This window comes from Pseudomonas sp. NPDC089407, from assembly GCF_044900445.1.
Classification (GTDB): domain Bacteria; phylum Pseudomonadota; class Gammaproteobacteria; order Pseudomonadales; family Pseudomonadaceae; genus Aquipseudomonas.
Window position 1 is genome coordinate 63,204 of the sequence record NZ_JBJDNB010000028.1, and the last position, 15,307, is coordinate 78,510.

Sequence of the window (15,307 nt, forward strand, 5' to 3'; positions counted from 1 at the left end):
CCGACCGGTGAGGTGCCCGCATCCCGTGATCACGCCAAATGGGGACCTTTCCATGGCCGCCGACCGTTACCCGCACCTGCTCGCCCCGTTGGACCTGGGCTTTACCACGTTGCGTAACCGCACCCTGATGGGCTCGATGCACACCGGCCTCGAAGAGCGCCCAGGCGGTTTCGAGCGCATGGCCGCCTACTTTGCCGAGCGCGCCCGTGGCGGCGTCGGCCTGATGGTCACAGGCGGCATTGCGCCGAACGATGAAGGTGGGGTGTATTCCGGCGCGGCCAAGCTCAGCACCGAGGAAGAGGCCGACAAGCACCGGATCGTTACCGAAGCGGTGCACGCTGCGGGTGGCAAGGTCTGCCTGCAGATCCTGCATGCCGGGCGCTATGCCTACAGCCCACGGCAGGTGGCACCCAGCGCGATCCAGGCGCCGATCAACCCATTCAAGCCCAAGGAACTGGACGAGTCGGGCATCGAGAAGCAGATCGCCGACTTCGTCAATTGCGCGGTACTGGCCCAGCGCGCCGGTTACGACGGCGTCGAGATCATGGGGTCGGAAGGCTACTTCATCAACCAGTTCCTCGCCGCCCACACCAACCACCGTACCGACCGCTGGGGTGGTAGTTATGAGAACCGCATGCGCCTGGCGGTGGAAATCGTCAGCCGGGTACGTGGCGCGGTGGGGCCGAACTTCATCATCATCTTCCGCCTGTCGATGCTCGACCTGGTCGAGGGGGGCAGCAGCTGGGACGAAATCGAGCTGCTGGCCAAGGCCATCGAGCAGGCCGGCGCCACGCTGATCAACACCGGCATCGGCTGGCACGAGGCACGCATCCCGACGATTGCCACCAAGGTGCCGCGCGCGGCGTTCAGCAAGGTCACTGCCAAGTTGCGTGGCGTGGTGAACATTCCGCTGATCACCACCAACCGTATCAACACCCCGGAAGTGGCCGAGGCGGTGCTGGCCGAGGGCGATGCCGACATGGTCTCGATGGCCCGGCCGTTTCTTGCCGACCCGGACTTCGTCAACAAGGCCGCGGCCGGTCGCGCGGATGAAATCAACACCTGCATCGGTTGTAACCAGGCCTGCCTGGACCACACCTTTGGCGGCAAGCTGACCAGTTGCCTGGTCAACCCGCGTGCCTGTCATGAAACCGAGCTCAACTATCTGCCTGTGCGCGCGGTAAAACGCGTTGCCGTGGTCGGCGCCGGCCCGGCCGGCCTGGCTGCTGCCACCGTTGCTGCAGAGCGCGGCCATAGCGTGACACTGTTCGATGCTGCCAGCGAGATTGGCGGGCAGTTCAATGTCGCCAAGCGGGTGCCGGGCAAGGAAGAGTTCTTCGAAACCTTGCGTTACTTCCGCAACAAAGTGCGAAGCACCGGCGTTGACCTGCGCCTGAATACCCGCGTGAATGTGCAGGCACTGGTGGAGGGCGGCTACGACGAAATCATCCTGGCTACCGGTATTGCCCCGCGCACGCCGGCCATTCCTGGTGTCGAGCATGCCAAGGTGCTCAGTTACCTGGACGTGTTGCTTGAACGCAAACCGGTGGGCAAGGCGGTGGCGGTGATTGGCGCAGGTGGTATCGGCTTTGACGTATCCGAGTACCTGGTGCATGAAGGCGTGGCCACCAGCCAGGACCGCGAGGCGTTCTGGAAGGAGTGGGGCATCGACACCGAGCTTGAAGCGCGCGGTGGGGTAGCGGGGATCAAGGCTGAGCCGCATGCCCCGGCGCGTCAGGTTTACCTGTTGCAGCGCAAGAAATCCAAGGTGGGTGATGGGTTGGGCAAGACCACCGGCTGGATTCACCGCACCGGGTTGAAAAACAAGCGGGTGCAGATGCTGAACAGTGTCGAGTACCTGGGCATCGACGACGCCGGGTTGCACATTCGCGTGGGCGAGGGTGAGCCGCAGGTGCTGGCGGTAGACAACGTGGTGATCTGCGCGGGGCAGGACCCGCTGCGTGAGCTGCAGGACGGGCTGGTGGCGGCGGGGCAGTCGGTGCATTTGATTGGTGGCGCCGATGTGGCGGCGGAGCTGGATGCCAAGCGGGCGATCAACCAGGGGTCGCGATTGGCAGCCGAGCTCTGATACCGCCGGGGCCGCTGTGGGAGCGGCGGTGCGGCGATCCGACTTGTCCCGCGAAGCAGGCGACGCGGGGTCTGGCACCGGCTTTGCCGGTGTTCGCGGGGCAAGCCCGCTCCCACAAGCGCCCCCAGGTTTTCCCTGTAGACTGCGATTCATGCATTCATTCGAACTCCCCCAAGCCCCGCTTCAGCGCCTGAAGCTGCCCTGGCTGGCAACCGCACAGCTTGAAGCCGCCATCCTGCGCCTGGACCTGATCGACCCCCTGATCAGCGGCAACAAGTGGTTCAAGCTCCGCCACCACCTGCAGCATGCCGCCAACAGCAACGCCCCAGGCCTGATCAGCCTCGGCGGCAACCATTCCAACCACTTGCACGCCCTGGCCGCCGCCGGCAAGCGCTTCGGCTTCGCCACCGCTGGCCTGTTGCGCGGCCACCCCCAGGACACGCCAACCGTGCATGACCTGCAGGCGCTGGGCATGGAATTGCACTGGCTCGGTTATGGCGGCTACCGCGCGCGTAACGAACCCGGTTTCTGGGAGCCTTGGCAGGCACGCTACCCCGGCTGGCACTGCATCCCCGAAGGCGGCGGCGGGCTGGCCGGCGCGCAGGGCTGCGCGTTGATCATGCAGCAGGCCCGCACCCAAATCGCGGCGCTGGGCTGGGCGGGCTACGATGCCTGGTGGCTGGCCTGCGGAACGGGGACTACCCTGGCCGGCCTGGTGCTGGCCGAGGCAGGGGCGCATGCCGTACATGGCGCTTTGGCGGTGCCCAGGGATCATGGTGTGCCGGAGGCGGTAGCATCATTGGCTGGTGCGCACGGCTACCAGCTACACGACGCCTGCCGTGGCGGTTTCGGCAAGTTCGATGATGCGTTGCTGGCGTTCATCGCCGACTGCGAGCAGCGCACGGGCGTGCCGCTCGAAGCCCTTTACACCGGCAAGGCCCTGCTGGCCCTGCGTGATCAGGTGGCCGCGGGGCTGTTCGCGCCCGGCAGCCGCCTGATTGTCGTGCACACCGGTGGCCTGCAGGGCCGGCGCGGTTACTTGTAGGGCAGCATGCGCAACAGCGTGTTGTCGCGCTTGATGTAGTGGTGGTACAGGCCGGCTACGGCATGCAGGCCGATCAGCCAGTAGCCCCAGCTGCCGATGCGCTCATGCCAGCCCTTGATGAACTTGGCCTGGTCCGGGTTCGGGCCGATCAGGTGCGGCAACTCCAGGCCGAAGAACGGCACGGGCTTGTCGGCAGCGCTCAGGATCAGCCAGCCGGCCAGCGGCAGGCCGATCATCATCAGGTACAGCGCCAGGTGCACCAGGTGCGCCAGGCCGGTCTGCCACGCTGGCGGCTTTGGCACAATGGGCGGGGTCGGGCGGCTCAGGCGCACGGCCAGGCGCAACCAGACCAGTACGAAAACACTGAGCCCGAGCATGAAGTGCAGGTCTTTCATCAGGTTGCGTTCGGCGCTGTCCTTGGGGAACAGGCCACGCAGCTCGATAAGGGCGTAGACAGCGGCCAGCAGCACCAGCATCAGCCAGTGCAGGGCGATGGACAGGCGCGCGTAATGGGGCGTGGGGGTGGTTGAAACCATGATCGGTCCTCGTCATCAGGTCGGAATGGCGCTCTTGCTGGCGCTCAGGTGTCATTTTAATGGCTACCGGGAACAGATCTTTGCGCTGGGTCTGTGAAAATTGTGTTGCCGTTACTAGCCTTGTGGGAGCGGGCTTGTCCCGCGAACACCGGCGCAGCCGGTGCCATCCACCTCAATGGATTCTTCGCGGGACAAGCCCGCTCCCACAGGGCCGGGGCAGGCGGCATCATTCCTCGGGTAAAAAAGGCCAACTGTCAGCCACCAGAAACACCCGCTCCACCTCCTGCCAGGCACCATCAGCCTGCTGCTCCAACCTCACCAGCAGCTGCGCCGGCGCCTGCCGCTCCAGCACCTGCAGCCACGCCGCAAACTGCTCTACAGGCCAGCACTCATTCGCCTCGACCCGCGCCGGCGCCAGCCAGGCATGCCGCTGCAACGGCTGCCAATGCTCACCCTCAGCCATGACCCAGTCCTGCCGCCGTAACCAGCGCCCACGCAAATGCCCCGGGTCGGCACCCTCCGGCGGTTCGGCATGCCCAGGCCACGGATAAAACAGATAACCTCCCAGCCACATGTGCGCCTGCACCTGTTCCACCCCTAGCCGAGCCAACGCCTCACGACTGTGCGCCCCCTTCGACATGGGCAACTGGTGCCCCGCCAGATGCGCCAGCTTGCTGCCCAGCCGGTCATGGCAACCCGGCCCCAGCCAGGCATCTGGGGCGTGCCCGGCGCCTGGCGGGCCCAGGTACAGTTTGATCGCCAGTTCCAGGTGGTGCACACCGTCGCCGTCACGCAGCAGCACGTCCAGCTCGCCCAAGGTATGCCCGCCATCGCGAATGGCCAGGTTGGCCGCCAGCAATTCAACGCCCGGCGCCTGGCCCAAGGCGAATTGCCACAGGCGTTCGTAGTAATGCCCCAGGCGCCGGCTGCCGAGCTTTGCCAGCCACTCGCGCAACGGCTGGTCGTCGTCATCCAGCCCCCGCAACCACTGCTCAAGGTGTTGCGGTTGCCGCGCCCACAGGCTACCTGCCAGCGGGTGGCGCTGGGGGCAGGGCGGGGCGCTGAGCAGCGGCGGCGACAGCAGGGCCCAGGCCAGGTCACGCACGGCGGGGCGCTGCAGTTGCCGGGGCAGGTCGTGGAGTTGGGCGAATGGCGTCATCTTGCGAGCATAGCCGGTTTGCCGCTGCCCGGTGGTTTCGCCCATAATCGGCACATCGTCACCCGCCGCAGAGCCTCGCAGGAGCCCCATGGAGCAATTTCGCAATATCGGTATCATCGGTCGCCTTGGCAGCTCGCAGGTGCTCGACACCATTCGCCGACTGAAAAAATTCCTCCTCGAGCGCCACCTGCACGTGATCCTCGAGGACACCATCGCCGAAGTGCTGCCCGGGCACGGCCTGCAAACCTCCACCCGCAAGCTGCTGGGCGAGGTCTGCGACCTGGTCATCGTGGTCGGCGGCGACGGCAGCCTGCTCGGCGCCGCCCGCGCCCTGGCGCGGCACAACATTCCGGTGCTGGGCATCAACCGTGGCAACCTGGGCTTTCTTACCGACATTCGCCCCGACGAGCTGGAAGAGAAAGTCGCCGAGGTGCTCGACGGCCACTACCTGGTGGAAAACCGCTTCCTGCTGCAGGCCGAGGTGCGCCGCCACCACGAAGCCATTGGCCAGGGCGATGCGCTGAACGATGTGGTGCTGCACCCGGGCAAGTCCACGCGCATGATCGAGTTCGAGATCTACATCGACGGCCAGTTCGTCTGCAGCCAGAAGGCCGACGGCCTGATCGTTGCCACCCCTACCGGCTCTACAGCCTATGCGCTGTCGGCCGGCGGCCCGATCATGCACCCCAAGCTCGACGCCATCGTCATCGTGCCGATGTACCCGCACACCCTGTCGGGCCGGCCGATCGTGGTCGACGGCAACAGCGAGCTGAAGATCGTGGTGTCCAAGGACCTGCAGATCTACCCGCAAGTGTCCTGTGACGGGCAGAACCACTTCACCTGCGCCCCTGGCGATACCATTACGGTCAGCAAGAAGCCGCAGAAACTGCGCCTGATCCACCCGCTGGACCACAATTACTACGAGGTCTGCCGCACCAAACTGGGTTGGGGCAGCCGCCTGGGGAGCAGGGACGACTGATGCTCGATCCGGCGCGCAGTTTCGACATCATCGGTGATGTGCACGGTTGTGCGCTGACCCTTGAACGCCTGCTCGACGCCCTCGGCTACAAGCGCATGGCCGGCGTGTGGCGCCACCCGCGGCGCCAGGCGCTGTTCCTCGGCGACATCGTCGACCGCGGGCCACGCATCCGCGAGGCACTGCACATCGTCCACGATATGGTCGAGGCCGGCCAGGGGTTCTGCATCATGGGCAACCACGAGTACAACGCGCTCGGCTGGGTCACCCCGGCGCTGCCCGGCAGCGGCAAGGCCTACGTGCGCGAACATACGCCGCGGCATGCCCGGCTGATCGACGAAACCCTGACCCAGTTCGCCCAGCACCCTGGCGACTGGCACGACTTCGTCAACTGGTTCTACGAGCTGCCACTGTTCGTCGATGCCGGACGCTTCCGGCTGGTGCATGCCTGCTGGGACCGGCAACTGATCGAGCCGCTGCGCCAGCAATACCCCGACGGGCGTATCGACGAGCATTTCATCCAGGCCTCGGCAGTCAGCAACAGCTTCGCCGCCACGGTGTGCAACCGCCTGCTGCGCGGCACCGACATGCGCCTGCCCGACGGCCTTACCCTGACCGGTGGCGACGGCCTGACCCGCGCCTTCTTCCGCACCAAGTTCTGGGAAGAAGACCCGCAAACCTACGGCGACATCGTGTTCCAGCCCGATGCCTTACCCGAAGAGGTGGCCAGCGCGCCACTGAGCCACAGCCAGAAGAACGCCTTGTTGCGCTACGCCGAGGACGAGCCATTGCTGTTTGTCGGGCACTACTGGCGCAGCGGCCACCCCGCGCCGATTCGCCCCAACCTGGCCTGCCTGGACTACAGTGCCGTACTTTACGGCAAGCTGGCCGCCTACCGGCTGGATGATGAAACCCGCATCGACCCGCACAAGTTCGTCTGGGTCGACGTCGACCGCCCACAGGCCAACCAATGAACATTATCGAAGTGATGCGCCTGCCGCTGTCGGTCGACCTCAGCGGCTTCGTCCATTTGCTGCAGCGCCTGCAGGTGCCGCACCGGGTCAGCGAGGAGGGCGACGCCCAGGTCCTCTGGGCCCCCGACACCCTCGCCGAAGACGTCCGCGAACTCTACCAGCGCTTCCCGGAAGGCAACGCCGATATCCCGGCAACGCAGGCACCTGTAGGAGCGGCGGTGCGGCGGTCCGATTTACCCGCGAAAGGGCCCTCCCTGACGGAACAAGCCCGCGCCTGCAAAATCACCACCCTGACCCTGCTGCTGTGCTTCATCGTCGCCGGCCTGACCAACCTGGGCGACAACTTCACCACCATCAGCTGGTTCACCTTCCTCGACTTCCGCGTGCAGGGCGACTACCTGTACTTCACCCCGCTGGCGCAAACCCTCGACCAGGGCCAGTGGTGGCGCCTGGTATCGCCGATGCTGCTGCACTTCGGCGTGCTGCACCTGGCCATGAACAGCCTGTGGTACTGGGAGCTGGGCAAACGCATCGAACTGCGCCAGGGCCCGTGGATGCTGCTGGGGCTGACCCTGCTGTTTAGCCTGGTATCCAACCTGGCCCAGCACTACACCAGTGGGCCGAGCCTGTTCGGCGGCCTGTCCGGCGTGCTGTATGGCCTGCTCGGGCATGTCTGGCTGTTCCAGTGGCTGGCGCCCAACCGTTACTTCAGCCTGCCCAAGGGCGTGCTGGCGATGATGCTGATCTGGCTGGTGGTGTGCCTGACCGGCGTGGTCGGCACCCTCGGCCTTGGCCAGATCGCCAATGCCGCCCATGTCGGCGGGCTGCTCATCGGATGCCTGACCGGGCTCTTGGGTGGGGCGCTTGCCCGGCGTAAACTGTCGGCTTGAATCAGGAGACACTATGTCCACTTTCGCGCAAATGATTGAAAACATCACCCCGGAAATCTACGAGAGCCTGAAACTGGCCGTGGAAATCGGCAAATGGTCGGATGGCCGCAAGCTCACCGCCGAGCAGAAAGAGCTGTCGCTGCAGGCAGTGATCGCCTGGGAAATGAAAAACCTGCCTGAAGACCAGCGCACCGGTTACATGGGCCCGCAGGAATGCGCGTCGAAGTCCGCGCCGATCGCCAACATTCTGTTCAAGTCGGACTCGGTACATTGATCGAACTCGCTCGTGGCTCGTTGAGCAAGATGGCGGTAAGCCTGCAGGCACCGGTGGTGCAGTACAGCTTCCGCCTGGATGACACCCAGGTGCCGGTCAACCCGCTGATTGGCCAGCGCCTGCGCCTGGAATACCTCGGCGCCATTCACTGCAGCCATTGCGGCAAGCGCACCAAGACCAGCTTCAGCCAGGGTTACTGCTACCCGTGCATGACCAAGCTGGCCCAGTGCGATGTGTGCATCATGGCCCCGGAAAAATGCCACTACGACGCCGGCACCTGCCGTGAGCCGTCGTGGGGCGAACAGTTCTGCATGACTGACCACGTGGTCTACCTGGCCAACTCGTCGGGCATCAAGGTCGGCATCACCCGCGCCACCCAGCTGCCCACCCGCTGGCTCGACCAGGGCGCCAGCCAGGCCTTGCCGATCATGCGCGTGGCCACCCGCCAACAGTCGGGCCTGGTCGAAGACGTGCTGCGCAGCCGGGTGCCGGACCGCACCAACTGGCGTGCGCTGCTCAAGGGCGACGCCGAAGTGCTCGACCTGCAGGCCATTCGCGAGCAGATCTTCGAAGCCTGCGCTGACGGCCTGCGAGCGCTGCAGCAGCGTTTCGGCCTGCAGGCGATCCAGCCGCTGGCCGACGCCGAAGTGGTACAGATGAACTACCCGGTCGAGGCTTACCCGACCAAGATCGTCAGCTTCAACCTCGACAAAACCCCGGTGGTGGAAGGCACGCTGCTGGGCATCAAGGGCCAGTACCTGATCTTCGACACCGGTGTGATCAATATTCGCAAGTACACGGCCTACCAGTTGGCCGTGCTCCAGTAAAAAGGACCTGCACATGCGTACCGAACAACCGCAAGTGATCTACCTGAAGGATTACCAGGCGCCCGAGTACCTGATCGACGAGACGCACCTGACCTTCGAGCTGTTCGAGGACCACACCCTGGTTCACGCGCAACTGGTGATGCGCCGCAACCCGGCACGCGGTGCCGGCCTGCCGCCACTGGAACTCGACGGCCAGCAGCTGGAGCTGCTGCGCGCTTCGCTGGACGACCAGGAACTGCAGGCGGGCGATTACCAGCTGGGTGCCGACAGCCTGACGGTCCAGCCGAAAACCGAGCGCTTCACCCTCGACACCAGCGTGAAAATCCACCCGGAGAGCAACACAGCGCTGGAAGGCCTGTACAAGTCCGGCAAGATGTTCTGCACCCAGTGCGAGGCCGAGGGCTTCCGCAAGATCACCTATTACCTCGACCGCCCGGACGTGATGAGCACCTTCACCACCACGGTGATCGCCGAGCAGCATCGCTACCCGGTACTGTTGAGCAACGGCAACCCGATCGGTAGCGGGCCGGCGGAAGACGGCCGCCACTGGGCGACCTGGGAAGACCCGTTCATGAAGCCGGCCTACCTGTTCGCCCTGGTGGCCGGTGACCTGTGGTGCGTCGAGGACAGCTTCACCCGCCAGTCCGGCCGCGATGTGACCCTGCGCATCTACGTCGAGCCCGAAAACATCGACAAGTGCGACCACGCCATGGTCAGCCTGAAGAAGTCCATGCGCTGGGATGAAGAAGTCTACGGCCGTGAGTACGACCTGGACATCTTCATGATCGTCGCGGTCAACGACTTCAACATGGGCGCGATGGAAAACAAGGGCCTGAACATCTTCAACTCCAGCTGCGTGCTGGCCCGTGCCGAAACCGCTACCGACGCCGCGCACCAGCGCGTCGAAGGCGTGGTCGCCCACGAGTACTTCCACAACTGGTCGGGCAACCGCGTCACCTGCCGTGACTGGTTCCAGCTGTCGCTGAAGGAAGGCTTCACGGTGTTCCGCGATGCCGAGTTCAGCGCCGACATGAACTCGCGCACGGTCAAGCGCATCGAGGACGTGGCCTACCTGCGTACCCACCAGTTCGCCGAAGACGCCGGCCCCATGGCCCACCCGGTTCGCCCCGACAGCTTCATCGAAATCTCCAACTTCTACACCCTGACCGTGTACGAAAAGGGTGCCGAAGTGGTGCGCATGGTCCGTACCCTGCTGGGCGCCGAGGGCTTCCGCAAGGGCAGCGACCTGTACTTCGAACGCCACGATGGCCAGGCGGTGACCACTGATGACTTCATCAAGGCCATGGAAGACGCCAACGGTGTCGACTTCACCCAGTTCAAGCGCTGGTACAGCCAGGCCGGTACCCCGCGCCTGGACGTGAGCGAGGCCTACGACGCTGCCGCGCAGACCTACAGCCTGACCTTCCGCCAGAGCTGCCCGCAGACACCGGACAAGGCCGAAAAACTGCCGTTCGTGATCCCGGTCGAGCTGGGCCTGCTGGATGCCGCCGGCAACGACCTGCCGCTGCTACTGGCCGGTGAAACGACCCAGCAAGGCACCAGCCGCGTGTTGTCGGTGACCGAGGCCGAGCAGACCTTCACCTTCCAGGGCATCGTCGCCAAGCCGCTGCCGTCGTTGCTGCGTGGCTTCAGCGCCCCGGTGAAGCTGAGCTTCCCGTATGACCGCGACCAGTTGATGTTCCTGATGCAGCACGACAGTGACGGCTTCAACCGCTGGGAAGCGGGCCAGCAACTGTCGGTACAGGTACTGCAGGAACTGATCGGCCAGCATCAGCGCGGCGAAGCACTCAAGCTCGACCAGCGCCTGATCACTGCCCTGGGCACGGTGCTGGGCAACGAAACGCTGGACCCGGCCATGGTTGCCGAAATGCTCTCGCTGCCGGGGGAGGCCTACCTCACCGAGATCAGCCAGGTGGCCGATGTGGATGCCATCCACGCTGCCCGCGAGTTCGCCCGTCAGCAGATCGCCGAGCAGCTGTTCGACGCCCTGTGGGCGCGCTACCAGGCCCACCGTGAGGTGTCGCGCAGCACCGCCTACATGGCCTCGGCCGAACACTTTGCCCGCCGCAGCCTGCAGAACATTGCCCTGTCGTACCTGATGCAGAGCGGCAAGCCGCAGGTGCTGGCAGCGACCCTGGAGCAGTTCGAGCACTGTGACAACATGACCGAGCGCCTGACCGCGCTGGCGGTGCTGGTCAACTCGCCGTTCGAGGCCGAGCGCGCGAAAGCGCTGGAAGCCTTTGCCGAGCACTTCAAGGACAACCCGCTGGTCATGGACCAATGGTTCAGCGTGCAGGCGGCCAGCGCGCTGCCGGGCGGGCTGGCGCGGGTCAAGGCACTGATGCAGCACCCGGCGTTCACCCTGAAGAACCCGAACAAGGTGCGTGCGTTGATTGGTGCGTTTGCCGGGCAGAACCTGGTCAACTTCCATGCCGCGGATGGTTCGGGGTATCGCTTCCTGGCGGACCTGGTGATTGAGCTGAATGCGCTGAACCCGCAGATTGCCTCGCGTCAACTGGCGCCGCTGACCCGCTGGCGCAAGTATGACGGCGCGCGCCAGGGCCTGATGAAGGGCGAACTGGAGCGGATTCTGGCTTCGGGTGAGCTGTCCAGTGATGTGTATGAAGTGGTGAGCAAGAGCCTGGCTTGAGGGCCAAGGGGGCTGCTTTGCAGCCCATCGCGACACAAGGCCGCTCCTACAAGGGTTACGCGATTCCCTGTAGGAGCGGCCTTGTGTCGCGAAGGGCCGCACAGCGGCCCCGGCTTTTTAAAAGCCGACAACAAAACATAACACCCCGCCCGTTGTATTCCCGCAAACATCCCCGCTACGATCCCCTCAAGCTATTGCAGGCCTCTAGATCAGGCTTTTCGCAGTGCCTGCAATGCATTGACCCGCCAAACAAGAACACAACAGGGGGACAGTCATGAGGGAACAGAACAGGCGCCTCGCCTGGCCATTGGCAGCCGCAGCGGTACTGGCGCTGGCACTTGGCATGTGGGCTCACAGCGTGCAAGCCGCTGCCGCCGACGAATACTCCACCGAATCGGCCAAGGCCAGCCAGAGCCTGCTGATCGGCGCCACCCATGCCGGCAAGCGCCTGGTGGTGGTCGGCGATCGTGGCCATATCCTGTTCTCCGACGACCAGGGCAGTACCTGGACCCAGGCCCGGGTGCCTACCCGGCAACTGCTCACTGCGGTGTTTTTCCTCGACGACAAGCGCGGCTGGGCCGTCGGCCATGACGCGCAAATCCTCAGCAGCAACGATGGCGGCGCTACCTGGAGCAAGCAGTTCGAAGACCTGGCCCGTGAAGCGCCCTTGCTCGATATCACCTTCCTCGATGCCCAGCACGGCTTTGCCGTGGGGGCCTACGGCGCCTTGCTGGAAACCACCGACGGTGGCCAGCACTGGCAGGACGTGGCCGAGCGCCTGGATAACCCCGACCAGCTGCACCTGAACGGCATCGCCCGGGTGCGCGATGCCGGCCTGTTCATCGTCGGTGAGCAGGGCGGCATGTTCCGCTCTGCCGACAATGGCCAGACCTGGACCAGGGTGCAAGGGCCCTATGAGGGCTCGCTGTTTGGCGTGATCGGCACCCGCCAACCTCATACCCTGCTGGCCTACGGCCTGCGCGGCAACCTGTTCCGCTCGGCCGACTTCGGTGACAGCTGGCAGCCGATCGAGCTCAAGGCCGCGCGTGGCACCCTCGAATTCGGCTTGGCAGGCGCTACGCTTGTCGAAGATGGCAGCCTGGTACTGGTCGGCAATGGCGGCAGTGTGCTGCGTAGCACCGACGACGGCCAGACCTTCAGCGTGCACAACCGTGCCGACCGCATTGCCCTGGCCGGCGTCAGTGGCCTGGCCAACGGCGGCCTGCTGCTGGTGGGGCAGGGTGGTGTGCACCTGGCCAGCGCCGAAGGTGCCGACCAGGTTGCCGGGGAGGTGCGTCCATGACCAGCAGGGAGAGCATCAGCATGCACCCGCAGCACCAGGACAAGGCCACGCTGCTCGAACGCCTGATCTTCAACAACCGCCCCGTGGTCATCGCCCTGTGCGTGTTGATCAGCATTTTCCTGTTCTGGCAGGCCACGCAGATTCGCCCGTCTACCAGCTTCGAGAAGATGATCCCGCTGCAGCATCCGTTCATCGAACAGATGATGGAGCACCGCAACGACCTGGCCAACCTCGGCAACACCGTGCGCATTTCGGTAGAGGCGGTCAACGGTGACATCTTCGACAAGGACTACATGGAGACCCTGCGCCAGATCCATGACGAGGTGTTCTACATCCCCGGTGTCGACCGTGCCGGGTTGAAGTCGCTGTGGAGCCCCAGCGTGCGCTGGAGCGAGGTCACCGAAGAGGGCTTTTCCGGTGGCGAGGTCATCCCCAACACCTACAACGGCTCGCAGGACAGCCTCGATACCCTGCGCGACAACGTGCTCAAGTCGGGCCAGGTCGGCCGGCTGGTGGGCAACAACTTCAAGTCCAGCATCGTCGATGTTCCGCTGCTGGAGAGCTACCCCGACCCGCAAGACCCCGGCAAACAGGTGAAACTGGACTACCAGCAGTTCTCGCACCTGCTGGAAGAGAAGATCCGTGACAAGTTCCAGGCGCAGAACCCTAACGTGAAGGTGCACATCGTCGGCTTCGCCAAGAAGGTCGGCGACCTGATCGACGGCCTGGTGATGGTGGCGATGTTCTTCGGTGTCGCCCTGGCGATCACCTGGGTGCTGTTGTACTGGTTCACCTGGTGCATCCGCAGCACCATTGCCGTGCTCATCACCACCTTGGTGGCGGTGGTCTGGCAACTGGGGCTGATGCATGCGGTGGGCTTTGGCCTGGACCCGTACTCGATGCTGGTGCCGTTCCTGATCTTCGCCATCGGCATTTCCCACGGGGTGCAGAAGATCAACGGCATCGCCTTGCAGTCAAGTGATGCCGACAACGCGCTTACTGCCGCGCGGCGTACCTTCCGCCAGCTGTTCCTGCCGGGGATGATCGCCATCCTCGCCGATGCGGTGGGCTTCATCACCTTGTTGATCATCGACATCGGGGTGATTCGCGAGCTGGCCATCGGCGCTTCCATCGGTGTGGCGGTGATCGTGTTCACCAACCTGATCCTGCTGCCGGTGGCCATCTCCTACGTGGGCATCAGCAAGAAAGCCATCGAGCGCAGCAAGAAGGACGCGACCCGCGAGCACCCGTTCTGGCGCCTGCTGTCGAACTTCGCCAGCGCCAAGGTGGCGCCGGTGTCGGTGGTGCTGGCGCTGCTCGCCTTTGCCGGGGGGCTGTGGTACAGCCAGAACCTGAAGATCGGCGACCTCGACCAGGGCGCGCCAGAGCTGCGCCCTGACTCGCGCTACAACCAGGACAACAACTTCATCATTAGCAACTACTCGACCAGCTCCGACGTGCTGGTGATCATGGTCAAGACGCCGTCGGAGCGGTGCTCGATTCACTCGACCATGGCGCCGATCGACGAGCTGATGTGGACCATGCAGAACACCCCGGGCGTGCAGTCGGCGATTTCCCTGGTGACGGTGTCCAAGCAGGTGATCAAGGGCATGAACGAGGGCAGCCTGAAATGGGAAACCCTGTCGCGCAACCCGGACATTCTCAACAACTCCATCGCCCGTGCCGACGGCCTGTACAACGGCGATTGCTCGCTGGCGCCGGTGCTGGTGTTCCTCAACGACCACAAGGCCGAGACCCTGGAGCGGGTTACCGCCGTGGCCAAGGCGTTTGCCGACAGCCACAACAAGGAGGGCCTGCAGTTCCTGCTGGCAGCGGGTAACGCCGGGATCGAGGCGGCCACCAACGAAGTGATCAAGTCGGCCGAGCTGACCATCCTGATCCTGGTGTACATCTGCGTGGCGGTGATGTGCCTGATCACCTTCCGCTCGTTTGCCGCGACCCTGTGCATCGTGCTGCCGCTGGTGCTGACGTCGGTGCTGGGTAATGCGCTGATGGCCTACATGGGCATTGGTGTGAAGGTGGCGACCTTGCCGGTGGTGGCGCTGGGCGTGGGTATTGGCGTGGACTATGGCATCTACATCTACAGCCGGCTGGAAAGCTTCCTGCGCGCTGGGCTGCCGTTGCAGGAGGCGTATTACCAGACCCTGCGCTCGACCGGCAAGGCGGTGCTGTTCACCGGGCTGTGCCTGGCCATTGGCGTGTGCACCTGGATTTTCTCGGCGATCAAGTTCCAGGCGGACATGGGGCTGATGCTGACCTTCATGTTGCTGTGGAACATGTTCGGGGCGTTGTGGCTGTTGCCGGCGCTGGCGCGGTTCCTGATCAAGCCGGAGAAAATGGTGGGCAAGGAAGGGGGGTCGATTTTCGCCCATTGAATCGCAGGGGGCCGCGTTGCGGCCCAATCGCCGGCAAGCCAGCTCCCACAGGTACAGCGCAAGCCTCCTGATTTGTGCGGTCCCTGTGGGAGCTGGCCTGCGATGGGCTGCACAGCAGCCCCAGGGCTCTCACAGGTACAGTGCAAGCCTACTGATTTGTGCGGTAC

The 15,307-nt window shown here is 64.5% G+C and carries 12 protein-coding genes; 10 read left to right on the forward strand and 2 right to left on the reverse strand.

The window, feature by feature from the left end:
• Positions 1-52: 52 nt before the first annotated feature.
• On the forward strand, positions 53-2,089 hold the full coding sequence (locus ACI2KG_RS20685; RefSeq protein WP_404663092.1) for an FAD-dependent oxidoreductase: 2,037 nt from the start codon (positions 53-55) through the stop codon (positions 2,087-2,089).
• Between the two features lie 151 nt (positions 2,090-2,240).
• Positions 2,241-3,134, forward strand: coding sequence for a 1-aminocyclopropane-1-carboxylate deaminase/D-cysteine desulfhydrase (locus tag ACI2KG_RS20690; protein WP_404663093.1), 894 nt, complete (start codon positions 2,241-2,243; stop codon positions 3,132-3,134).
• Here ACI2KG_RS20690 and ACI2KG_RS20695 read toward each other — a convergent pair.
• Positions 3,125-3,670, reverse strand: coding sequence for a cytochrome b (locus tag ACI2KG_RS20695; protein WP_404663094.1), 546 nt, complete (start codon positions 3,668-3,670; stop codon positions 3,125-3,127). The genes ACI2KG_RS20690 and ACI2KG_RS20695 overlap by 10 nt on opposite strands.
• A gap of 226 nt (positions 3,671-3,896) precedes the next feature.
• Positions 3,897-4,919, reverse strand: a complete 1,023-nt coding sequence (locus tag ACI2KG_RS20700) for a DUF1853 family protein (protein ID WP_404663095.1) — start codon at positions 4,917-4,919, stop codon at positions 3,897-3,899.
• On the opposite strand from ACI2KG_RS20700, the gene ACI2KG_RS20705 reads away from it, so the two are divergent.
• The 8 genes from ACI2KG_RS20705 to ACI2KG_RS20740 all read left to right on the forward strand — a co-directional run bounded on the left by ACI2KG_RS20705 (position 4,918) and on the right by ACI2KG_RS20740 (position 15,140).
• Positions 4,918-5,808 (forward strand): NAD(+) kinase, encoded by an 891-nt coding sequence (locus ACI2KG_RS20705; protein WP_008090067.1) that lies wholly within the window; start codon positions 4,918-4,920, stop codon positions 5,806-5,808. The genes ACI2KG_RS20700 and ACI2KG_RS20705 overlap by 2 nt on opposite strands.
• Positions 5,808-6,779: a metallophosphoesterase gene (locus ACI2KG_RS20710; protein ID WP_404663096.1), complete on the forward strand. Its 972-nt coding sequence runs from the start codon at positions 5,808-5,810 to the stop codon at positions 6,777-6,779. Before ACI2KG_RS20705 ends, ACI2KG_RS20710 begins: the two co-directional genes overlap by 1 nt.
• Complete coding sequence (locus tag ACI2KG_RS20715) at positions 6,776-7,669, forward strand: rhomboid family intramembrane serine protease (protein WP_404663097.1); 894 nt, start codon at positions 6,776-6,778, stop codon at positions 7,667-7,669. The genes ACI2KG_RS20710 and ACI2KG_RS20715 overlap by 4 nt, the downstream gene beginning before the upstream one ends.
• 13 nt (positions 7,670-7,682) lie before the next feature.
• Positions 7,683-7,943 carry a YeaC family protein gene (locus tag ACI2KG_RS20720; RefSeq protein WP_003260154.1) on the forward strand — a complete coding sequence of 87 codons (261 nt, stop codon included), beginning with the start codon at positions 7,683-7,685 and terminating at the stop codon, positions 7,941-7,943.
• Positions 7,940-8,770 (forward strand): DUF2797 domain-containing protein, encoded by an 831-nt coding sequence (locus ACI2KG_RS20725; protein WP_404663098.1) that lies wholly within the window; start codon positions 7,940-7,942, stop codon positions 8,768-8,770. The genes ACI2KG_RS20720 and ACI2KG_RS20725 overlap by 4 nt, the downstream gene beginning before the upstream one ends.
• Before the next feature lie 13 nt (positions 8,771-8,783).
• Positions 8,784-11,441 carry an aminopeptidase N gene (pepN, locus tag ACI2KG_RS20730; RefSeq protein ID WP_404663099.1) on the forward strand — a complete coding sequence of 886 codons (2,658 nt, stop codon included), beginning with the start codon at positions 8,784-8,786 and terminating at the stop codon, positions 11,439-11,441.
• 274 nt (positions 11,442-11,715) lie between these two features.
• Positions 11,716-12,744, forward strand: a complete 1,029-nt coding sequence (locus ACI2KG_RS20735) for a WD40/YVTN/BNR-like repeat-containing protein (RefSeq protein ID WP_404663100.1) — start codon at positions 11,716-11,718, stop codon at positions 12,742-12,744.
• Positions 12,741-15,140: an RND family transporter gene (locus ACI2KG_RS20740; protein ID WP_404663101.1), complete on the forward strand. Its 2,400-nt coding sequence runs from the start codon at positions 12,741-12,743 to the stop codon at positions 15,138-15,140. The genes ACI2KG_RS20735 and ACI2KG_RS20740 overlap by 4 nt, the downstream gene beginning before the upstream one ends.
• The last annotated feature ends 167 nt before the right edge of the window (positions 15,141-15,307 follow it).